A 20,410-nucleotide genomic window follows, 5' to 3' on the forward strand; every position below is an offset into this window, starting at 1 on the left:
CGCGATCGGTTGAATCCGCAACCGGAATCAGTCGCCACCCACGCGCCGACGAGGCGCCGTTCGCTGCCGGAATCCGCTTGGGTCCACACCATGCTGTTTGTGGAACGCCTGCGAGAAATTGCTGCGACTGGAGAAACCCACGGCGTGCGCCACCTGGGAAATCTGCAGCGTCGTGGTCGCCAGCAATTCCGCGGCCTTGTGCAGCCGCACCGTTCGCAGCATGGCCATCGGCGTCTGGCCGAACGCCCGTTCGAAGTGCGAAGCGAACGCTGAACGGCTCATTCCCGCCAGATCGGCCAGTCGCTGCACCGACAGTGGTGCTTCGGGTTGTTCAAAGAGCTTTTCCAGCGCGAGCAGCAGCCGGGGATCGGCAACGGCCGCCGTCCACGACAGCTGCGCGTTATCGCTTTCCATCTGACGCCGCAGCAGCATGACCAGGCATTGCTTGAGCAATGCCTCGATCAGCACCCTCGATCCCAGTCCGGGCTGCGCGGATTCCGCCAGCAGCATGACGAACTGGTCTCTCAGCCCCGCTGGGCCATCGAAGCGCGTCACGATCGGATGCCGCAGCATCCTGAAGGGATCGGCGGTGTCCGTCGCAAAGCGCAACTCCCCGCACGCCAACTCGATCCCCGCTGCCGCTTCGCCCACCTTCAGCGTCGGCGCCGTTTCGCGCGCGGACCATGAGCCAAGCCTTGCCCGATCCACTGACATAGCCGGCGACTCGGACACGCATTCGAGCCGGTAGGAGACGCCGGGAGGCATCAGGACGAAACTGTGCGGCTGCAACGCGACGCGGTGGCCATTGCCTGCGTCGAGCGTGCCGCGGCCGTCCAGGCAGTAGTGGAGGCTGGCTGTTTCACACGCTTCGAAGCGCACGCTCCACCCGTCGCGGATGTCGCACCGTGTGATGTGCGTGACACCGATGTCCAGTGTGGCAAGGAAATGTTCGAGCACACGATGTGCGGAAGGGGCGGATGCCATCATTGGACGAATTGAAACCAAACTAAGACCAGGCGGAACCTTGCCCTTCCTATCATACGTACTCCAATCCCAACCTTGATGGAGTTTTCCATGCTCGATATGAAGGATCGTGCCTCGTTTGAGGAAGCTGGACGAAAACGCTCCTGAAGCGATGAAGAGCTTCCGTGCATTGGACCACGCGGCTTTTGCAGACGGCGCGCTTTCGGTGCAGCAGAAACAGATCATTGCGGTGGCCTGCGCCACCGGCGCGTGCTCCTCCACCACACCACCTATCCGTTGAGGAGTAAATGTGCAACCCATCACATCCGCCGCCACGACGCGCACCAGCGAAGCCGTCCACAACCACGAGGCGTTGCTGTGCTGGTCGCTGGTTGTCGTCCTGCTGCGCACGGCGCTGGCACGTTGCCATGCGGCGCGTTCCTGATTCTCCTGGAGGACTGTCTGTCGATCGGCATTTCGCGACGAACGCGCAGGCAATCATGAACGAGGGCGATCCGATGATCGCCCTCGTTGCCTTTAATGGATGCGATGCACGGGCGCGCTACTCGCCAGGAGATTCGCCGAACAGTTCCTGGGTGACCGAGCGCAGCCAGCGATTGCCCGGGTCGTCATGCTGACAGCGGTGCCAATGCTGCCTGAGATCAAAGGCGGGAATCGGGAACGGTGGCTCGAGGACCTGTACATCGGCGATGCGCGCGAACAGCTCGCCCACCGGCAGCGGCACCGTGACGACCAGGTCGGTCGATGCGACCACGAGCGGAATGCTGAGGAAATGCGGGGAACGCAGCATCTCGCGCCGCGCGATGCCATGCTGGCGCAGATACGACTCGACCAGCTCCTGGCTGCGGCTTTCGCTCTGGATCACCGCATGCGGCAGTTCACGGAACTGTTCCGCGGTCATGCGTCCGCGTGCCACCGGGTGATTCTTGCGCGCCAGGCACACGAACCCGTGCCGGAACAGGCGCTGCTGGAATACATCCGAGCCGCCGAGGTCCGGATAGTAGCCGATGGCCAGGTCGATCCTGCCGCGTTCGAGCTGATCCATGATGTCCGTGTGCCGCGCCGATACCGTGCGCACGTCCACATGCGGCGCCTCTTTCATGAGCCGGGCCAGCAGGCGCGGCAGGAATGCCGCTTCGCCGACGTCGGACAGCGCCAGCGTGAAGGTCCGCCGCGCCTGCGCGGGATCGAAGCGCGGCGCCGTCAGCAGATGCTCCCGCACCTCGGATAACACGCCCTGCACCACGGGTGCCAGCACTACGGCGCGCGGCGACGGCTGCATGCCGGTGCGGACCTTCAGGAACAGCGGATCGCCGAGCTGGTCGCGCATCCGCTGCAACGCGTGCGACATGGCCGGCTGGCTCACGCCGATCTCCTCGGCCGCGCGGCCCAGGTGACCATGCCGCCACAGCGCATCGAACACGCGCAGCAGGTTCATATCGAAATTATCCATTTCGTTCATGACCGTCATTCCGTTCATTTGATTGCCGAATGATAGGCGAGGAACGAGACTTCCGTCATCCGGTTTGCCCGCAGCGCGGCGCAACGGCCGGCCGGATCGGGCCTGACCGGGTCAGGCCTCAATCAAACAACAGACCGCGCAAACAAGGAGACCCATGTACACGCCCCCAACCAGCATTGCGTCGGTCATCGACGCACGGCCTCTAGGTGCCTATCGGCTTCGCATCTTCATCGTCTGCTTCCTTATCGTGCTGATGGATGGTTTCGATACCCAGGCGATCGGCTTTGCGGCGAAGGCCATGTCTTCCTCGCTCGACATTGCCATCGCACTGTTCGGGCAGGTCTTCTCCGCGGGCCTGCTGGGCGCCATGCTTGGCGCCTTCCTGCTGGGCCCGCTGGCGGACCGCTTTGGCCGCCGCTGGCTGCTGGCGGCGGCGATCGTGGTCTTCTCGGTGTTTTCGCTGCTGACGCCGCATGCGTCCACGCTGCCGGAACTGCTGCTGGTGCGGTTCCTCGCCGGCCTCGGCCTTGGCGGCGCGATTCCGAACCTGCTGGCGCTGTCTGCCGAATACACGCCGCGGCCCATGCGCGGCATGATGACCGGCGTGCTCTATGCCGGCTTTCCGCTCGGTGGTGCCGTGGGCGCGCTCGCCAGCTCGTACATCGTGCCGCACTACGGCTGGCCCGCGCTGTTCTATCTCGGCGGCGCGCTGCCGCTGGGGCTGGCGCTGCTGGTCATCGTGGGCCTGCCTGAATCGCTCCCGTTCCTGCTGCGCCGCAAGGACGGCCAGGAGGCGGTACGCGCCATCGTCGCGCGCATCGCGGGCCAGCCGTCAGCGTCCGATCGCCAGGTCACCTATGTCGATGCCGAGGAACGCGTGCGCGGCCTGCCATTCCGGGAACTCCTGTCGGGAGGGCGGCTCGTTGCCACGCTGCTGCTCTGGACCGGATTCTTCATGTGCTTTGTGCTGTTGATCGTGCTGGTGCTGTGGACGCCTGCGCTGCTGCGCGGCGAGGGCGTCGGCGAGCACGATGCCGCGCTCGTGGTCGCCCTGATCAATCTCGGTAGCGTGGCTGGTACCGCCGCGGGTGGCCGCCTGGTGGACCGCTTCGGTCCGTACCTGACGCTGCCGCCGCTGTTCCTGCTCGGTGCGCTCAGCGTGTCCGTGCTCGGTTACGCCACCGGGTCGCTGCCCGCGCTGGCGCTCGCGGCCACGCTGTCCGGCATCTTCCTGGGCGCCGGCAGTTCAGGGCTGCTGGGCCTGGCCGTGCTGAGCTACCCGAGCGGGATGCGCGCCACCGGCGTGGGCTGGGCCATGGCGCTGGGCCGCATGGGCCAGGTTAGCGGGCCGCTTGTCGTCGGCGCCTTGCTCGCGAGCGGATTCGGCATCAAGGCCATCTTCGTGTGCAGCGCCGTTCCTGCCGCCATTGCCGCTGCCGCGATTCTCGTGCTGCGGGTGGTGCGCGCCGCGCCGAGGGCACAGGGGGACGCGTCGGTGCAGAACGCCGCGCTGCCCGCCGCACTGGACGGCCACTAGCCACCTGATTCATTCATCGCCGTTGCATGGGGCGCCTGTCACGGCTTTTCGTGGCCGATGCCGCCCGCAGAAATAAGGAGTGTCATGCGTATTACTACTCAGTCATCCCCCGTGCTCGTCGTCGGTGGCGGCATCGGCGGGCTTGCGGCGGCGCTCGCGCTGGCGCGCGAGGGCTGCCATGTCAAGGTGCTGGAGCAGGCCAGCGTCATCGGCGAAATCGGCGCGGGCGTGCAGTTCGGCCCCAATGCCTTCGCCGCCTTTGACGCGCTTGGCGTGGGCGAGCGCACGCGCAGCCATGCGGTCTACACCGATCACATGATGATGATCGATGCGATCGACGGGAAGACCGTTGCCGACATCCCGGTCGGCGAAGCCTTCCGCAAGCGCTTTGGCAATCCGTACGCGGTCACGCACCGTGCCGACGTCCACAATTCGCTGCTCGAGGGTGTGCGCGAGACCGACCGGATCGAGTTCGTCACCGCAACGCGCATCATCGAGGTCCGGCAGTCGGCGGACGGCGTTACCGCATTCGACGAACAGGGCAACAGCTACCACGGCTGTGCCCTGGTCGGCGCCGACGGCGTGAAGTCCGCCATCCGCCAGCAACTGGTCGGCGACCCGCCGCGCGTATCGGGGCACGTGGTGTACCGCGCGGTGATCGATGCCGGGCATTTTCCGCGCGACATGCAATGGAACGCACCGGTGCTCTGGGTCGGGCCGAACTGCCACGTCGTGCATTACCCGGTCCGCGCCGGCGAGCAGTACAACCTCGTGGTGACGTTCCACAGCCGCCAGCAGGAGACCTGGGGCGTCAGCGAGGGCAGCCAGGAGGAGGTGCTTTCGTACTTCCAGGGCATCGATGCCCGTCCGCTGAGCCTGCTCTCCCTGCCGCCGACCTGGCGCCGCTGGGCCACCGCAGACCGCGAACCCATCGGTCAATGGACGCACGGCCGCATCACGCTGCTCGGCGACGCCGCGCATCCGCTGCTGCAATACCTGGCGCAGGGCGCATGCATGGCCGTCGAGGACGCCGTCACGCTCGGGGCCGCGGTACGCGCGTGCGACGGCGACCTGCCGCGCGCCTTTTCCGCGTACCAGGACGCACGCATCACCCGTACCGCGCGCGTCGTCCTGTCGACCCGCGAGTTCGGCCGGCTGTGCCACGCGTCGGGCGTGGAGCGCCTGGTGCGCAATTCCCTGTGGAAGAGCCGTTCGCCGGAGCGCTTCTATGACTCTCTGGAATGGCTCTACGGCTGGAAGGCCGAGACCTGCCTGACCGTATGACGGCCACTTCCCTCATCCCCTGATCGACCCGGGATCTGACCTTGCAGATCCCAAACCTGGAGTTCCGCATGACCTTTGTCGTTCCGCCCATTCCCGCCGTCACGATTCCCGTGTCCGGTGGCGACGGACTGTTTCCCGTGCGCCGCATCTACTGCGTTGGCCGCAACTACGCCGCGCACGTACGCGAGATGGGCATGGACCCGAGCCGCGAGCCGCCGTTCTTCTTCTGCAAGCCTGCCGATGCGATCGTGGTAGCCCCCGCGGGCGCCGGCGCGCAGATCGCCTATCCGCCGGCGACCGGGCAGTTCCACTTCGAGATCGAACTGGTGGTGGCGATCGGCCGCGCGGGACGGGATATACCGGTCGAGCAGGCCAATGCGCATATCTGGGGCTATGGGGTCGGCATCGACATGACGCGGCGCGACCTGCAGATCGCGGCGCGCGACCGGGGCCGCCCGTGGGAACTCGGCAAGAGCTTCGACCAGTCCGCGCCGGTTTCACTGCTGCATCCTGCCAGCGAAGTCGGCCATCCGGCAGCCGCAGAGATCTGGCTGCAGGTCGACGGACAGGACCGCCAGCGCAGTGACCTGGACAAGCTGATCTGGTCGGTGCCCGAGATCGTCGCAAACCTGTCGACGTTCTTCACACTGCAGCCCGGCGACCTCATCTTCACCGGCACGCCGGAAGGCATCGGGCCGGTGCGCAGCGGCGAGGTCATGCGTGGCGGCATCGCCGGGCTCACCGACGTCGAAGTGCGCGTAGCCTGAAGGCGGTACGAGCATGGATCTGTACAACTTCTTCAACAGTTCGGCGGCGTACCGGGTGCGCATCGCCATGGCACTGAAGGGTCTTCCCTGGGACCATATCGGCGTGAATCTGCGCGCCGGCGAGCAGGACCGGCCCGGGTACCAGGCGCTCAATCCGAACCGGCTGGTGCCGACGATCCAGGATGGCGGGCAGACCATCACGCAATCCCTGGCGATCATCGACTATCTCGATCGCAAGTGCCCCGTGCCGCTGCTGGTTCCCGCCGACGGCCAGGCTCGCACACGCGTGCTGGAGCTGGCGCTGACCATCGCCTGCGACCTGCACCCGCTGAACAACATGCGTGTGCAGAAGTACCTTAGCGCCCGCCTTGGCATTGCCGACGCCGACAAGTCCGAATGGATCGCCCACTGGCTCACCGCGGGCTTCAGCGCACTGGAACCGTGGCTGCCCGCGGATGGCGGCTGGTGCGTCGGCGACGCCCCGACCCTGGCCGACTGCTGCCTGGTACCGCAAGTTGCCAATGCGCAGCGTGCGTGGTTCAGCCTCGACCCGTTCCCGCGCGTGCGCCTTGCCTACGAGCACTGCATGCGTCACGAGGCCTTCCGCGTGGCGGCGCCGAGTGCCCAGCCCGATTACATAGCCGCCCACTGATACCGATGCAGGAGGCATCCGATCATGACAACCAATCCCACGCCTGACGTGTTGACCCGGCGCGACGCCTTTTACCGCGAGCTGGAACCGCATGCGATGGCAGCCCTCTGGACCCGGCTGCGCAAGCTGATTCCATCGGAACCCACACCGGCGGGCGTGGCGCACCGCTGGGCATATGCAACGGCCCGCCCGTACCTGATGGAATCGGCGAGCCTGATCTCGGCCGAGGAAGCTGAACGGCGCGTGCTGCTGATGGAGAATCCGGGCCTGCCCGGCACTTCGTGCATCACCAGAACGATGTACGCCGGCCTGCAGCTCATCCTGCCGGGCGAAGTCGCGCCCGCGCATCGCCATACCCAATCGGCATTGCGCTTCATCGTCGAAGGTTCGGGCGCCTACACCGCCGTGGACGGCGAGAAAACCTATATGGAACCCGGCGATTTCGTCATCACGCCGGCATGGACATGGCACCATCACGGCCACGAGGGCAACGCGCCGATGGTCTGGCTGGACGGACTCGATATTCCTATCGTGTCGCTCTTCAACGGCGGCTTCCGCGAGGAATTCAAATCCGGCGAAGCGCCGGTCACGCGCCCTGCAGGCGACGCACTCGCGCGCTATGGCACAGGTCTGATGCCGGTGGGCTACCAGGCGTCCACGATGAACTCCCCGGTCTTCAACTATCCCTACGCGCGTACGCGCGAGGCGTTGTTCGCGTTGCCACGCGCCGGTGCTCCCGATCCGCACGCGGGCTACCTCATGCGCTACACCAATCCGGTGGACGGCGGCTGGGCCATGCCGACCATCGCCACCATGATCCGGTTGCTGCCGTCCGGCTTCGCGACGTTGCCGTACCGCTCGACCGACAGCATCGTCTTCGTCTGCGTGGAAGGTAGTGGCCATGTCACGATCGGCGATCAGCAGCTGGAGATTGCGCCGCACGACGTGGTGGTGGTGCCGGGCTGGAGCCGCTACACGCTGCATGCCAGCCAGGACCTGGTGCTGTTCTCGTATTCGGACCGCGTCGCGCAGGAAAAGCTCGGCCTGTTCCGCGAGCAGCGTTGCTGAGGCGGGGTGGCCGGCATCATGACCACCATCGTTTCCTATGGAGACTTTGTCGACAGCATTGCCGCGGCGCTGCAGTTCATCAGTCACCATCACCCTCCCGACTATATCCGGCACCTTGCCGCAGCCTATGAACGCGAGGCCAGCGAGCCGGCCAAGCAGGCGATTGCCCAGATCCTGATCAACTCGCGGATGTGCGCGGAAGGCCGGCGTCCGATCTGCCAGGATACGGGCATCGTCAATATCTTCCTGCGCGTCGGCATGGACGTCCGGCTCGCCGGCTTCCCGTCGGGCATCGTCGATGCGGCCAATGTTGGTGTGCGTCGTGCGTATCTCGATCCCGACAATACGCTGCGTGCCAGCATCGTCGAAGACCCGTTGTTCGCGCGGCGCAATACCGGCGACAACACCCCGGCGGTCGTCCACGTCGAGCTGGTGCCAGGCAACACCGTCGTGGTCGACGTGATGGCAAAGGGCGGAGGCAGCGAGAACAAGAGCAAGTTCGCGGTGCTGATGCCCAGCGATTCGGTCGCAGACTGGATCGTCAGCATGGTGCCGTCGATGGGGGCCGGCTGGTGTCCTCCCGGCATGCTCGGCATCGGCGTCGGCGGCACGGCCGAGAAGGCCATGCTGCTGGCCAAGCAGAGCCTGACCGAGCCGCTCGACATGCTCGATCTCAAGGTCCGGGGCCCGCGCAACGCACTGGAGGCGCTGCGAATCGAGATCCATGACCGCATCAATGCGCTCGGCATCGGGGCGCAGGGGCTCGGCGGGTTGACCACCGTGCTCGATGTCAGGATTGCGACCTACCCCACGCATGCGGCAAGCATGCCTGTCGCCATCGTGCCGAACTGCGCGGCAACGCGCCATGCGCGCTTCGAACTCGATGGCAGCGGCCCGGTCATGCTGACGCCGCTCTCGCCGGATCGCTGGCCCGACCTCTGGCCGGATCTGCCTTTGCCTGACGGCACGGCGAGCCGCCGGGTCGATCTGAACACCCTGACCCGGGAGGAAACCCGCACCTGGCGCGCCGGCGAGACGCTGCTGCTGTCGGGGCGCATGCTGACCGGGCGCGACGCCGCGCACAAGCGGATCGACGAGATGCTCGCGCGTGGCGAGCCCTTGCCGGTGGACTTCCGCAATCGGATGATCTACTACGTCGGGCCCGTTGATCCCGTGCGTGACGAAGTAGTAGGCCCTTGCGGCCCGACCACGTCAACGCGGATGGACAAATTTGCCGGGCGCATGCTGCCATCCACCGGCTTGCTCGGCATGATCGGCAAGGCCGAGCGCGGGCCGGATGCGATCAGCGCCATCGTGAAGAACGGCTGCGTCTATCTGGCGGCAACCGGTGGGGCCGCCTATCTGATCTCCAAGGCGGTCCGGTCCTCCCGCATCCTGGCGTTTGGCGATCTCGGCATGGAAGCCATCTACGAGTTCGATGTGGAGAACCTGCCCGTTGTCGTTGCCGTGGACGCCGGCGGCAACAGTGTCCACGAAAGCGGACCGCGCACCTGGCGCATCGCGGCGGCATGAAGATCCACTTGCCCTGATTATCGCGTCGCCGGTAGCCGCCACCCCGGACGACGCTCAACCCCGCGTGGCGATCAACATCCTTAACTGAAATACCCCGCAATGATCAACCAGTTCGATAAAGTCATCTACACCGGCAAGACCCATACCGTCGGCGGCCGCAACGGCAACTCCCGCAGCACCGACGGCCGTCTGGCCGTCGATCTGTCAGGGCCCGGCAGCAACGGCGCCGGTACCAATCCGGAACAGCTCCTGGGCGCCGGCTGGTCGGCCTGCTTCCTCGGCGCAATCGCCAAGGCGGCACAGGTGGCGAAAGTCACGGTTCCGGCCGACGCGGCCGTTGACGCTGAAGTGGATCTTGGCCAGGCCGGTGATGGCTACTTCCTGGCGGCACGGCTCAATGTGAGCTTGCCCGGGATTGACCGGGAGGTCGCGCAGTCCCTGGCCGCGGCCGCACACCAGCTTTGCCCGTACTCCAAGGCGACGCGCGGCAATATTGATGTCGAGATCAATATCGTCTGAGGACGGCAGGGCCTCGCACGCATCGGCTCGCGCCGATGCGTCGGCGAGAGCCGCGCCGATTCGCGGAAGCTCTTGAATGCCAGTCCGCCGTGCAACAGTCCGCCCCAGTTCTTGTTCGGGGCCTGGTAGATGCGCCAGCTCACGCCCCGGGCCTGCAGCAGTTCGGGCAGCGTGGCCGCCAGTGCGCCGCGGTTGCCTGGCCCCGGACGTAGGACGATACTTCCGAACAGTCGTGCCCCTGTGCCACGGCAGGAAGGAATGCAATGGGCGAGACAGCAAAAGTATCCGTCTCCGCGCCAGCGGAAGCGCTCGCGGAACTGCCCGGGCAGGTCGTGCTGGTCCTGCAAGGTGGCGGCGCGCTTGGCGCCTACCAGGTCGGCGTTTACCAGGCCATGCATGAGGCCGGCCTCGAGCCGCGGTGGGTGATCGGTACGTCGATCGGGGCGATCAATGGGGCCATTATCGCCGGCAACCCGCCAGCCGAGCGGCTTTCCCGGCTCAAGCGGTTCTGGGATGGCATTGCCTACCGCGGCGCCGGCGAGGCAAGCGGCCACTTCCGCGAATGGGAAAACTGGGCGCGGGTGCTGTCGATTACCACCCATGGCATTCCGTCGTTTTTCACGCCAAGTCCCGCCGCCTGGTGGCTGGGGCTGCGCGCCACGGTCGGCCTTGCCCAGTCGGCCTTCTACTCCACCGAGCCGCTGCGCGCGACGCTGGGCAACCTGATCGACTTCGATTACCTGAACGCCGGGAACACGCGGCTGACCGTTGGCACGGTCGGCGTGCGCAATGGCCGCATGCGCTATTTCACCAACCGCGACGCGCCACTGAAGGTCGCGCACGTGATGGCCTCGGCAGCGTTTCCGCCGGGGTTTCCCTCGGTGCAGGTGGACGGCGAGGCATACTGGGACGGCGGCATCTATTCGAACACGCCGCTGGAAGCTGTCCTGGATGACCGTCCCCGCCGCAGTTCGCTGATCTTCGCCGTGCAGTTGTGGCCGGCCAGCGGCCCGGACCCGACCTCGATCTGGCAGGTAATGAGCCGGCTGCGCGACATCCAGTACTCCAGCCGCGCGGAATGCCACCTTGAGCGGCAGCGGCAGATACACCGCCTGCGGCACGTGATCCGCGAACTGGGCAAGCACATTCCGGAAAGCGAGCGCGCGCAGCCCGCCGTGCAGGAACTGCTCGACTGGGGTTGCGGAACCACCATGCATGTGGTCGAGCTGGATGCACCGCAACTCGACGGCAACGATATGAACCGCGATATCGACTTCTCCACGCACGGCATCGAACGCCGCTGGGCGGCCGGGTACCAGGACACGCGGGATGCGATTGGCCGTGCCCCCTGGCGTGAACCGCTCGACCCGATCGAGGGAATCGCCGTGCACCGGGTTCAGGCGAGCCTCCCCGGGTGAGATGCGAATCACCTGGCGAGCAGGCGCCGCGAAAGCTTGCGCGCGCCGCTTTCCACGCTGTGGTCTGGCTTGCGGCGCTGCTATTCCGGCATGGAATAGCAATGACCTGAGGATTGATTATGGCCTGACCGGCGCGGCTCTTAGACTCCTCTTCGACGGCAGCAACGGCGCTTCGTAGCCCGTAAGCCGATGGACGGAGGAGAGACTGGATGAGCAGCGAACTAGCAGCGAATGTGCGAGCGCACGGCGCGTCGAAGCGCGAAGAGGCGAAGGTGGTCGTAGGCGCGTGCGTCGGCACCGTACTCGAGTGGTATGACTTCTTCCTTTATGGAAGCCTGGCGATATTCTTTTCGTCGCATTTTTTTCCCGCCGGAAATTCAACCGCCAGCTATCTCGCATCGCTGGCGACATTCGGCATCGGCTTCATTATCCGGCCGCTAGGTGCCGTCGTATTCGGACGGTTCGGCGACAAGGCCGGGCGCAAGGCAACCTTTCTTGCCACGGTCGTGCTGATGGGCATTTCGACGGCGGGCATCGGCTTGCTGCCGTCCTATGAAACCCTGGGATGGGCTTCGCCGGCCATCCTGATCGTGCTGCGCCTGCTGCAGGGGCTCGCGCTGGGTGGAGAGTATGGCGGAGCCGCGGCCTACATCGCCGAACATACGCCATCCGGCCGGCGGGGCTATGCCACCGGCTGGCTCCAGACCACGGCGACATTCGGCTTCCTGCTTTCGCTGGCCGTGACGCAGCTCTGCCAGCTGTGGATTTCCGCGGAGGACTTCGCAGTCTGGGGTTGGCGCGTGCCATTCCTGGCGTCGGTGCTGCTGCTTGCCGTATCGACCTACATCCGCACGACCCTTTCCGAGTCGCCGGTGTTCCAGCGCATGAAGGCAGAAAACCGCACATCGAGCGCACCGCTGCGCGACAGCCTCATGGTCGGCCAGAACGTGCGGCGGATGCTGGCGGTCCTGTTCGGCGCGCAGGCCGCGGTCGGCGTGGTCTGGTACACGTGCAACTTCTATGTCCTGTATTTCCTGACGTCGACGCTGAAGGTGCCGTCCAGCCAGGCGTACAGCTATCTCGTCGTCGCGCTGGTCTTCTCGCTGCCGCTCTACGTGTTCTTCGGCTGGCTGTCGGACAAGGTCGGCCGGAAATGGATCGTGCTGATCGGCTGCGGCATGGCAGTGCTGACCTTCCTGCCGATCTTCTCGCAACTCGGCAAGGCGGTGAATCCCGCCCTCGCGCAGTTCCAGCAGTCCGTCACCATCCGCGTGGCGTCTTCGGACTGCTCGGACAGCATTTTCTCCAGCACTCAGACCGCGTGCGACAAGGCGCGCGACTTCCTGACGCAGGCGGGCCTGTCCTACCGCGTGGAGCCTGGCCTGGCCGGCGAGCCGCTGGTGACGTATATCGGCGACAAGCCGGTGGCCGGCTTCGATGAGAAGGCCTATCGGGACGCGCTCGTTGCCGCGGGCTATCCCCCGGCGGCCGATGAAGCGGCAATCAACCGGCCCATGATGTACCTGCTGCTGTTCCTGCTGATGATCTGGGGCGCGATGGCCTATGGGCCGATGTCCGCGTACTACGTGGAGCTGTTCCCGGCGGCGGTGCGCTACACCTCGATCTCGATCCCCTACAACATCGGTGCGGGTTACTTCGGCGGCCTGGCGCCGTTCATGTCCACGGTGCTGGCGGTCAAGTCAGGCAGCGTGCTGGGCGGGTTGTGGTACGCGATTGCGGTAGGCGGCATCTCGGTCGTCCTCGGCATGTTCCTGCTGAAGGAGACCAAGGACGTCGACGTGAACCAGTGACACACAGGCAGTGTCCCGCTCAACCTGAAAGTAAATGGAGCATTGATATGAAGCAGTCTGCTCAGGCGCGGCTGGTGCAAGGCAAGGCCACGCCCCGGGGGCGGTTTCCCCACGTGGTGCGCGCCGGCGATTTCCTGTTCGTTTCCGGCACCAGTTCAAGGCGTCCCGACAACAGCTTCGTCGGGGCGGCCGTGGACGAAATGGGTACGTCCCGCGTCGATATCCGGGCGCAGACCCGAGCCGTGATCGAGAACATCCGCGACATCCTGCGGGCGGAGGGCGCAGACCTGGCCAATCTGGTCGAGATCACCACATTTCTGGTGAATATGAATGACTTTGGCGGCTATAACGAGGTGTATGCGGAGTATTTCGACGAAGCCGGGCCGGCGCGGACGACCGTCGCCGTCCACCAGCTGCCGCATCCGTTGCTGACCATCGAGATCAAGGCCGTTGCCTACGCGCCCCGCGCCGAGGCAGCGCAGACCCACGAGCCATGACATGGAGAACACTATGCTGAAGTACGGAGCGCCATTCAACTTTAACCATTGGATCGACGCGCACCGGCATCTCCTCAAGCCTCCCGTGGGCAACCAGCAGGTATGGCAGGACGCGGACCTGATCGTGACCGCGGTCGGCGGCCCGAATCTGCGTACCGACTATCACGACGACCCGTTCGAGGAATTTTTCTACCAGCTCAGGGGAAACGCGTACCTGAACCTGATGGTGGAAGGCAGGCGCGAGCGGGTCGACCTGCGGGAAGGAGACGTCTTCCTGCTGCCGCCGCACGTTCGCCATTCGCCGCAGCGGCCCGAGGAGGACAGCGTGTGCCTGGTCATCGAGCGCCAGCGTCCGGCCGGGGCCGTCGACGGCTTTGAATGGTATTGCGACAGCTGCGACGGCCTGGTCTGCCGGGCGGAGGTCCAGCTCAGGAGCATCGTCGATGACCTGCCGCCGCTGTTCGCGGCTTTCTATGCTTCCGAAGACAAGCGGCGCTGCAGCCATTGCGGCGCCATCCATCCGGGCCGCGGCGCAGCGCCGGTGCGTTCGCCGGTGCGTTGATAAGGGTTTGCAAACGGGACCACCAATGACAACTATTGCCATGTCGGGCCTGTCGGCCAGGCAAAAGTACTGGCTGATTACCGGCAGCGTGGGGCCGCGCCCCATTGCGCTGGTCACCAGCCTCGGCAGCGACGGCGTCTGCAACGCGGCGCCATACAGTGCCTTCAACTACATGGGCGAGGACCCGCCTTTGTTTGCGATCGCGGTCGATCACTACGGCGACGAGAGCCACCGGCCCGGCGAGGTCAAGGACACGCTCAGGAACATCCTCGATCGGCGCGAATTCGTCGTCAACATGGTCGACGAGCCCATCGTCGAGCGCGCGGTGATGTGCGGCAGCGACTATCCGGCGCATGTCTGCGAGGCCGAGGCGGTGGGTTTGTCGCTCGCGACTTCGGAGGCGGTCGCGGTGCCGCGGATCCGCGAGGCGCCGGTGGCGTGGGAATGCCGGCTGTTCAAGGTCTTCGAGTTTTCGACGCAGCGCGCCATCGTCTTCGGCGAGATCGTGTCGATGTATATCCGCGACGACCTGTTCGACGACGAGAAGCTCCGTATCAGGGTCGACCGGTTCTACCCGGTGGGGCGCCTGGGCGGGCCAAACTACTGCCGCTCGTCCGACCGTCGCCGGATTGCGGTGCCGACCTACCTGCCGACGGTGGGCGTTGCTAGAGAGTGAGTGCCGCCCCGGGGGTGATCCTGCCATGCACATTCATCCGCTAACGCAGATCCGGCTGAGCCGGAATCTGAAGCTGAGCCAGCTGCTGGTGTTCGACCGCGTCATCGAGACCGGTTCCATCCTGCATGCCGCCAACGACATGGGACTCACCCAGCCGGCGGTCACCAAGATCATCCAGGAGCTGGAGGGCTGTGTCGACGGCACCCTCTTTGCCCGCTCCAATCGCGGCGTGGTGCCGACCGAACTGGGGCTGGTGCTGGCGCGGCGGGTGAAGTCGCTGCTGGCCGAGTTCCGCTACATGACCGAGGAGCTCGACCAATTCCGTTTCGGCAGCGCGGGCCGGGTGGTGGTCGGTACGATGATCGCCGCATCGGCGCACCTGCTGCCTTCCACGATCGCCAGGCTGAAGGAGCGGGCGCCGAACATCATCGTCACGGTGCGCGAAGGGCCGACCGCACAGCTGTTCCCGGCACTGGCCACCGGCGAGGTCGACATCGTCGTCGGCAGGTTGCCTGAACTGGAGCTGCCGATCTCGGATGCCTTTCCGCTGACGCACCAGGTGCTGTTCGAGGATTTGCTGGACGTGGTGGTCGGCAGCGCCAATGACGCCGTTGGCCAGTCCGTGACATCGTTGCACGAGCTGGACCAGCATCCATGGATCCTGCCCACGCCGGACTCTCCGTTGCGCTACGCCGTCGAACGGATGTTCCGCAACGCCGGCATCGAGCTGCCGCGCGACCTGGTGGAGTCCATGTCCGTCCTGACCAACCTCGGGTTGCTGCTGACAACCAACCGCATCGCGGTAATGCCGCGGGTCGCGGCCAGGCAGTTTGTCCAGGCCGGGCTGCTGCGGACACTGTCGATTCCTGAACTCGGCGCGTTCGGCACGGTGGGCTACTCGGTGCGGGCCAACAAGGCGCTCACGCCGGCGTGCGAGGTCTTTATCGAATGCCTGAAAGAGGTCTCCGGCACCGACAAGGCGTCCTGACTGCGCGGATCCGGCCTCAGCAGCGCTGCCCAGACCCCTCAAGACAACGCGATAACCCCGACTGACCGAGCCTGCGCCACGCAGGCTCGAGTGGACCGCTTTGTCCGCTTTCCGTGAATTACCAGAACCAACTGCCGCAATACAAAGAAGGAGGAGACGTGAAGCCAGGCCGAGCCATCTGGGCTGGCGCGATGAGTTTGCCAACCATCGCCCTTGCTCAATCCGTGACGTTGTACGGTGTCGTCGACACCGGCGTGGAGGTTCTCAACCACACCGGTGCCAAGAACAGCGCGCTCGTCAGAATGAACAATCTCTCGGGAACCGTGCCATCGCGCTGGGGCCTGAGAGGCACCGAAGACCTGGGCGGCGGCTTCAAGTCTGCATTCGTCCTGGAATCCGGCTTCGCGCCGGATTCCGGCGTGTCCAACCAGGCCGGGCGCCTGTTCGGGCGGCAGGCGTGGGTCGGCCTGAACGGGCGCTGGGGCCAGTTGGCGCTCGGGCGACAGTACACCATGCTGTTCTGGGCGACGCTCGATGCCGACATGCTCGGGCCGAACACGTTTGGCTCATCCTCGCTGGACAGCTACCTCGCCAATCCGCGCGCCGACAATGCGATTTCCTACAAGGGAACGTTTGGTGGCGTGACGCTCGGCGCCACCTACAGCCTGGGCCGGGATGCCGCGCCGGCCGGCGCCCCCTGCGCAGGAGAGAACCCTGCCGACCGCCGTGCGTGCCGGGAGTGGTCGGCGTTGATCGGCTACAACACCAGCGCATGGGGCATGGCCGTTGCCTACGATTCGCTGCGTGGCGCGGCGAGGGCCGGCGCCGGGCTGGGCAGCAGCGGCATGAAGGACGACCGGCTTTCACTGAGCGGGTACGCCAATATCGGCAAGGCAAAGCTCGGCGGCGGCTGGATCCGGCGGGACAACGACGCCAACCCTGCCACGCCGCGCAGCGATCTCTGGTACGGCGGCGCCTCGTATACGGTGACGCCGGCCTTCAGCGTCGACGCAGAGGTCCTTTTCCTGCGCTATCACCACAGTGCCAACAAGGCCTGGCTATATGCAGCAAGGGCGAATTACGCGTTGTCCAGACGCACCACGGTCTACGGCACCGCCGGCTTCATCGACAACGGCGGGCACCTTGCACTGTCGGTCAGTTCGGGCGGTACGCCGGCCGCACCGCCGACCGCGGGCGGCAACCAGCTTGGCGCGATGCTGGGCATCAAGCACATCTTCTGATGCGCGTCCCCGTTGCGGCCGCCATCCGCGCTGTGTCGGCGTCTCACTATTCCACGCCCTTATATCAACCCGCCAAGGATTGATTATCCAAGGCAAACGGGCACTCCTACACTTGCTTTCACCAACAATGTGCAGGAGAACCCATGGAGTACTACGCCGAGGTCGCAGAGGGATTGCCCCGACAGCTGCGGCATTTCATTGATGGAGAGTTCGTGGCGTCTGCGGGCTCGTTCGCCAAGCTGAGCCCGATCGACGGGCGTGAGCTGTCGCGCGTGGCGGAGGCCGACGCCGACGCGGTCGATGCCGCCGTGCAGGCCGCGCGCCGGGCCCAGCGCGGGCCCTGGCGCCAGTTCACCACGGCGCAGCGCGCGGCAGCCTTGCAGCGCATCGCGGACGGCATCCAGCAACGCTTCGACGAGTTCGTGGCCGCCGAAGTGGCCGATACCGGACGTCCCATCGCGCAGGCCAGGGAGCTGGATATCGCGCGCGGCATCGCGAATTTCCGCACCTTTGCCGACCTGGCGAGCACCGCGCACAGCGAGTGCTTCGAGTCTGCCGGTGCCGATGGCACGCAGCTGCTCAACTACGTCACGCGCAAGCCGCTGGGCGTGGTCGGGGTGATTTCCCCATGGAACCTGCCGCTGCTGCTGCTGACGTGGAAGGTGGCGCCGGCACTGGCGATGGGCAATTCCGTGGTGGCCAAGCCCTCGGAAGAAGCCCCCACCAGTGCGACGCTGCTGGCCGAGGTGATCCGCGACAGCGGCCTGCCCAACGGCGTCTTCAACCTGGTTCACGGCCACGGGCCCAGCGCTGCCGGCGAATGGCTGACCCGGCACCCGGACATCGATGCCATCACCTTCACTGGCGAGTCGCGCACCGGCAGCACGATCATGAAGGCGGTGGCCGATGGCGTGAAGAACATCTCCTTCGAGCTGGGCGGAAAGAACGCGGCCATTGTCTTTGCCGATGCCGACTTCGATGCCGCCGTGGAAGGCGTGCTGCGCTCCAGCTTCACCAACGCCGGGCAGGTGTGCATGTGCACCGAGCGCGTCTATGTCGAGCGCCCGATCTTCGAGCGCTTCGTCGCGGAACTCAAGACGCGGACCGAGGCCCTGCGGATCGGATCGCCGTATGTGTCCGGGGTGACGACCGGCCCGATGATCTCCGCCGCGCACCGCGACAAGGTGCTGGGCTATCTGCGGCTCGCCGTGGAGGAGGGCGCCACCGTTGTCACCGGCGGCGACGTGCCGCGCTTCGGCGATGCCTGCGACAACGGCGCCTTCGTGCAGCCGACGATCTGGACCGGGCTACCGGACAGCGCGCGCTGCGTCAACGAGGAAGTGTTCGGCCCGGTATGCCATATCGCGCCGTTCGACGCCGAGGACGAAGTGGTGGCGCGCGTCAACCATAGCAACTATGGCCTGGCGGCAAGCGTCTGGACCACGCACCTGGCGCGCGGCCACCGCGTCGCGCAGCGCATCGAGACCGGCATCGTCTGGGTCAACGCCTGGTATGCGCGCGACCTGCGCACGCCGTTCGGCGGCACCAAGCTGTCCGGCTTCGGCCGTGAAGGCGGGCGCCATTCGATGGACTTCTATTCCGAACTGACCAATATCTGTGTGAGGGTGGCATGAGCGCGGCACATGACACAGCCCGGCAGGCCATCGCCGATGCCCTCAGGAAGGCCCATGACGGGCTGCCGTTCGCGCCCGTGCCGCCGGTGCGCGAGGCGATCGCGGCGATCGACGGTAACCCGCTGGAGAACGCCTACCGCATCCAGCAGATCAACGTTGCGCACCGGGTGCTGGCGGGCGCGCGCCGCGTCGGGCGGAAGATCGGCCTGACGTCGCGCAGCGTGCAGGCGCAGCTCGGCGTGAATGCGCCGGATTTCGGCACGCTGCTGGACGGCATGGCGTTCGGCGATGGCGAGGAAATCCCGTTCTCGCGGACCCACCAGCCCAAGGTCGAAGCCGAGATTGCGCTGGTGCTGGAGCGCGACCTGCCGCATGCGCGGCATACGGTGGCGGACATCATTCGTGCCACGGCATTTGCGCTGCCGGCCATCGAGGTGGTCGGCAGCCGGATCGCGAACTGGGACATCCGCCTGCTCGACACCGTCGCCGACAACGCGTCCAGCGGATGCTTCGTCCTGGGCTCGCAGCCAGTCAGGCTGGAAGCGCTCGACCTGGTCAGGTGCGGAATGCTGATGGAGCGCAATGGCGAGCAGGTCAGCGTCGGAGCCGGTGCCGCGTGCCTGGGCAATCCGCTGAACGCGGCGATCTGGCTCGCCGACACCATGGCCCGGATGGGCGAGCCGCTGCGCGCCGGCGATGTGGTGCTGACCGGCGCATTGGGCCCGATGGCAGCGGTGGTGCCGGGCGATGTATTCAGCGCGCGCATCGAAGGCCTGGGCGAGGTGCGCGCCGCTTTCTCGAAGCAACCGGAAATCCAATCGTGAATGACAAAACCAGAGTCCCCGTCGCCATCATCGGCTCGGGCAACATCGGCACGGACCTGATGATCAAGGTCCTGCGCCATGCCGAACATCTCAGCATGGCTGTCATGGTCGGCATCGATCCGGAATCGGACGGCCTGGCGCGCGCCGCGCGGATGGGCGTGGCCACCACGGCCGACGGTCTCGACGGCCTGGTCGCCATGCCCGGGTTTCGCGACATCCGCATCGCTTTCGATGCGACCTCGGCCGGCGCGCATGCGCGGCACGCCTTGGTCCTGGCTCGGCACGGCGTCACGGTGATCGACCTGACCCCGGCCGCGCTCGGCCCGTTCGTCGTGCCGTCGGTCAATCTCGACGCGAACCTCGATTCGGAGAACGTCAATATGGTGACGTGCGGCGGCCAGGCGACGATTCCCATCGTCCGCGCGGTCTCGGACGTCACCCCGGTCCACTATGCCGAGATCGTGGCATCGATCGCGAGCCGGTCGGCCGGCCCGGGCACGCGCGCGAATATCGACGAGTTCACGGAAACCACGTCGCGCGCCATCGAGGTCATCGGCGGGGCGACGGTCGGCAAGGCCATCATCATCCTGAATCCGGCCGAGCCGCCGCTGCTGATGCGCGATACCGTCTACTGCCTGGTCGACGCCGATGCGGACACGGCGCGGATCGAGGCATCGATCCATGCCCAGGTGGCGAAGGTGGCCGCCTACGTGCCCGGCTACCGCCTGAAGCAGGCGGTGCAGTTTGACCGCGTCGCGCTGCCGCGCCAGTTCGCTAAGCACGGCGCATCGTCGACCGGCCTCAAGGTCAGCGTGTTGCTGGAAGTCGAAGGCGCGGCGCATTACCTGCCCGCATACGCCGGCAATCTCGACATCATGACCTCGGCCGCCTTGCGCACCGCCGACCAGATTGCCGCCAGGCGGCTCGCTGCCTGGGTCGCTGCCTGAAGGAGA

At 66.1% G+C, this 20,410-nt stretch carries 21 protein-coding genes; 19 read left to right on the plus strand and 2 right to left on the minus strand.

Going from position 1 to position 20,410, the window contains the following annotated elements; all coding sequences use genetic code 11:
- Positions 1 to 27: 27 nt before the first annotated feature.
- Positions 28 to 957 carry a helix-turn-helix domain-containing protein gene (locus ACAD63_RS24075; protein ID WP_434034452.1) on the minus strand — a complete coding sequence of 310 codons (930 nt, stop codon included), beginning with the start codon at positions 955 to 957 and terminating at the stop codon, positions 28 to 30.
- 145 nt (positions 958 to 1,102) lie between these two features.
- On the opposite strand from ACAD63_RS24075, the gene ACAD63_RS24080 reads away from it, so the two are divergent.
- Positions 1,103 to 1,264, plus strand: coding sequence for a carboxymuconolactone decarboxylase family protein (locus tag ACAD63_RS24080; RefSeq protein ID WP_434034453.1), 162 nt, complete (start codon positions 1,103 to 1,105; stop codon positions 1,262 to 1,264).
- Positions 1,265 to 1,273: 9 nt separating this feature from the next.
- Positions 1,274 to 1,408: a hypothetical protein gene (locus ACAD63_RS24085; RefSeq protein ID WP_255519627.1), complete on the plus strand. Its 135-nt coding sequence runs from the start codon at positions 1,274 to 1,276 to the stop codon at positions 1,406 to 1,408.
- A 117-nt stretch (positions 1,409 to 1,525) separates the two neighbouring features.
- Here the strand turns inward: ACAD63_RS24085 and ACAD63_RS24090 are convergent, their stop codons facing one another.
- Positions 1,526 to 2,530, minus strand: a complete 1,005-nt coding sequence (locus ACAD63_RS24090) for a LysR family transcriptional regulator (protein WP_434034454.1) — start codon at positions 2,528 to 2,530, stop codon at positions 1,526 to 1,528.
- Positions 2,531 to 2,600: 70 nt separating this feature from the next.
- On the opposite strand from ACAD63_RS24090, the gene ACAD63_RS24095 reads away from it, so the two are divergent.
- The 17 genes from ACAD63_RS24095 (at position 2,601) to ACAD63_RS24175 (ending at position 20,404) form a co-directional block, all read left to right on the plus strand.
- Positions 2,601 to 3,983 (plus strand): MFS transporter, encoded by a 1,383-nt coding sequence (locus tag ACAD63_RS24095; RefSeq protein WP_434034455.1) that lies wholly within the window; start codon positions 2,601 to 2,603, stop codon positions 3,981 to 3,983.
- An 84-nt stretch (positions 3,984 to 4,067) separates the two neighbouring features.
- Complete coding sequence (locus tag ACAD63_RS24100; RefSeq protein WP_434034456.1) at positions 4,068 to 5,267, plus strand: 3-hydroxybenzoate 6-monooxygenase; 1,200 nt, start codon at positions 4,068 to 4,070, stop codon at positions 5,265 to 5,267.
- Between the two features lie 68 nt (positions 5,268 to 5,335).
- Positions 5,336 to 6,034, plus strand: coding sequence for a fumarylacetoacetate hydrolase family protein (locus ACAD63_RS24105; protein ID WP_135703082.1), 699 nt, complete (start codon positions 5,336 to 5,338; stop codon positions 6,032 to 6,034).
- A 13-nt stretch (positions 6,035 to 6,047) separates the two neighbouring features.
- Complete coding sequence (gene maiA, locus ACAD63_RS24110) at positions 6,048 to 6,686, plus strand: maleylacetoacetate isomerase (protein ID WP_434034457.1); 639 nt, start codon at positions 6,048 to 6,050, stop codon at positions 6,684 to 6,686.
- Positions 6,687 to 6,710: 24 nt separating this feature from the next.
- A complete protein-coding gene (gene gtdA / locus ACAD63_RS24115; protein WP_434034458.1) occupies positions 6,711 to 7,754 on the plus strand; it encodes a gentisate 1,2-dioxygenase in 1,044 nt (347 codons plus the stop codon).
- Positions 7,755 to 7,772: 18 nt separating this feature from the next.
- Positions 7,773 to 9,287 (plus strand): fumarate hydratase, encoded by a 1,515-nt coding sequence (locus ACAD63_RS24120; RefSeq protein ID WP_135703079.1) that lies wholly within the window; start codon positions 7,773 to 7,775, stop codon positions 9,285 to 9,287.
- Between the two features lie 99 nt (positions 9,288 to 9,386).
- The gene (locus ACAD63_RS24125; RefSeq protein ID WP_133095759.1) at positions 9,387 to 9,806 is read left to right on the plus strand and encodes an organic hydroperoxide resistance protein; all 420 of its coding nucleotides are present in this window, start codon (positions 9,387 to 9,389) and stop codon (positions 9,804 to 9,806) included.
- Positions 9,807 to 10,069: 263 nt separating this feature from the next.
- The gene (locus tag ACAD63_RS24130; protein WP_135703078.1) at positions 10,070 to 11,224 is read left to right on the plus strand and encodes a patatin-like phospholipase family protein; all 1,155 of its coding nucleotides are present in this window, start codon (positions 10,070 to 10,072) and stop codon (positions 11,222 to 11,224) included.
- A 209-nt stretch (positions 11,225 to 11,433) separates the two neighbouring features.
- The gene (locus ACAD63_RS24135; RefSeq protein WP_135703077.1) at positions 11,434 to 13,035 is read left to right on the plus strand and encodes an MFS transporter; all 1,602 of its coding nucleotides are present in this window, start codon (positions 11,434 to 11,436) and stop codon (positions 13,033 to 13,035) included.
- Between the two features lie 47 nt (positions 13,036 to 13,082).
- Positions 13,083 to 13,532: a RidA family protein gene (locus tag ACAD63_RS24140; protein ID WP_135703076.1), complete on the plus strand. Its 450-nt coding sequence runs from the start codon at positions 13,083 to 13,085 to the stop codon at positions 13,530 to 13,532.
- 13 nt (positions 13,533 to 13,545) lie between these two features.
- A complete protein-coding gene (locus ACAD63_RS24145; RefSeq protein WP_135703075.1) occupies positions 13,546 to 14,094 on the plus strand; it encodes a 3-hydroxyanthranilate 3,4-dioxygenase in 549 nt (182 codons plus the stop codon).
- A gap of 25 nt (positions 14,095 to 14,119) precedes the next feature.
- Positions 14,120 to 14,770, plus strand: a complete 651-nt coding sequence (locus ACAD63_RS24150) for a flavin reductase family protein (RefSeq protein ID WP_135703074.1) — start codon at positions 14,120 to 14,122, stop codon at positions 14,768 to 14,770.
- 25 nt (positions 14,771 to 14,795) lie between these two features.
- Positions 14,796 to 15,758, plus strand: coding sequence for a LysR family transcriptional regulator (locus ACAD63_RS24155; protein ID WP_135703073.1), 963 nt, complete (start codon positions 14,796 to 14,798; stop codon positions 15,756 to 15,758).
- A gap of 158 nt (positions 15,759 to 15,916) precedes the next feature.
- Complete coding sequence (locus ACAD63_RS24160; RefSeq protein ID WP_431189867.1) at positions 15,917 to 16,999, plus strand: porin; 1,083 nt, start codon at positions 15,917 to 15,919, stop codon at positions 16,997 to 16,999.
- A 143-nt stretch (positions 17,000 to 17,142) separates the two neighbouring features.
- Positions 17,143 to 18,633, plus strand: a complete 1,491-nt coding sequence (locus tag ACAD63_RS24165; RefSeq protein ID WP_434034459.1) for a 2-hydroxymuconic semialdehyde dehydrogenase — start codon at positions 17,143 to 17,145, stop codon at positions 18,631 to 18,633.
- On the plus strand, positions 18,630 to 19,457 hold the full coding sequence (gene mhpD, locus ACAD63_RS24170) for a 2-keto-4-pentenoate hydratase (RefSeq protein ID WP_135703071.1): 828 nt from the start codon (positions 18,630 to 18,632) through the stop codon (positions 19,455 to 19,457). Before ACAD63_RS24165 ends, mhpD begins: the two co-directional genes overlap by 4 nt.
- The gene (locus ACAD63_RS24175; RefSeq protein ID WP_133095751.1) at positions 19,454 to 20,404 is read left to right on the plus strand and encodes an acetaldehyde dehydrogenase (acetylating); all 951 of its coding nucleotides are present in this window, start codon (positions 19,454 to 19,456) and stop codon (positions 20,402 to 20,404) included. The genes mhpD and ACAD63_RS24175 overlap by 4 nt, the downstream gene beginning before the upstream one ends.
- Positions 20,405 to 20,410 lie beyond the last annotated feature (6 nt).

It is taken from the genome of Cupriavidus sp. a3, assembly GCF_051015765.1.
Lineage (GTDB): Bacteria > Pseudomonadota > Gammaproteobacteria > Burkholderiales > Burkholderiaceae > Cupriavidus > Cupriavidus oxalaticus_A.

Coding starts and splice junctions, on each gene's coding strand:
- ACAD63_RS24135 (WP_135703077.1), top strand. CDS start 11,434: ATGAGCAGCGAACTAGCAGCGAATGTGCGAGCGCACGGCGCGTCGAAG.
- ACAD63_RS24145 (WP_135703075.1), top strand. CDS start 13,546: ATGCTGAAGTACGGAGCGCCATTCAACTTTAACCATTGGATCGACGCG.
- gtdA (WP_434034458.1), top strand. CDS start 6,711: ATGACAACCAATCCCACGCCTGACGTGTTGACCCGGCGCGACGCCTTT.
- ACAD63_RS24140 (WP_135703076.1), top strand. CDS start 13,083: ATGAAGCAGTCTGCTCAGGCGCGGCTGGTGCAAGGCAAGGCCACGCCC.
- maiA (WP_434034457.1), top strand. CDS start 6,048: ATGGATCTGTACAACTTCTTCAACAGTTCGGCGGCGTACCGGGTGCGC.
- ACAD63_RS24150 (WP_135703074.1), top strand. CDS start 14,120: ATGACAACTATTGCCATGTCGGGCCTGTCGGCCAGGCAAAAGTACTGG.
- ACAD63_RS24125 (WP_133095759.1), top strand. CDS start 9,387: ATGATCAACCAGTTCGATAAAGTCATCTACACCGGCAAGACCCATACC.
- ACAD63_RS24095 (WP_434034455.1), top strand. CDS start 2,601: ATGTACACGCCCCCAACCAGCATTGCGTCGGTCATCGACGCACGGCCT.
- ACAD63_RS24130 (WP_135703078.1), top strand. CDS start 10,070: ATGGGCGAGACAGCAAAAGTATCCGTCTCCGCGCCAGCGGAAGCGCTC.
- ACAD63_RS24155 (WP_135703073.1), top strand. CDS start 14,796: ATGCACATTCATCCGCTAACGCAGATCCGGCTGAGCCGGAATCTGAAG.
- ACAD63_RS24100 (WP_434034456.1), top strand. CDS start 4,068: ATGCGTATTACTACTCAGTCATCCCCCGTGCTCGTCGTCGGTGGCGGC.
- ACAD63_RS24165 (WP_434034459.1), top strand. CDS start 17,143: ATGGAGTACTACGCCGAGGTCGCAGAGGGATTGCCCCGACAGCTGCGG.
- ACAD63_RS24105 (WP_135703082.1), top strand. CDS start 5,336: ATGACCTTTGTCGTTCCGCCCATTCCCGCCGTCACGATTCCCGTGTCC.
- mhpD (WP_135703071.1), top strand. CDS start 18,630: ATGAGCGCGGCACATGACACAGCCCGGCAGGCCATCGCCGATGCCCTC.
- ACAD63_RS24120 (WP_135703079.1), top strand. CDS start 7,773: ATGACCACCATCGTTTCCTATGGAGACTTTGTCGACAGCATTGCCGCG.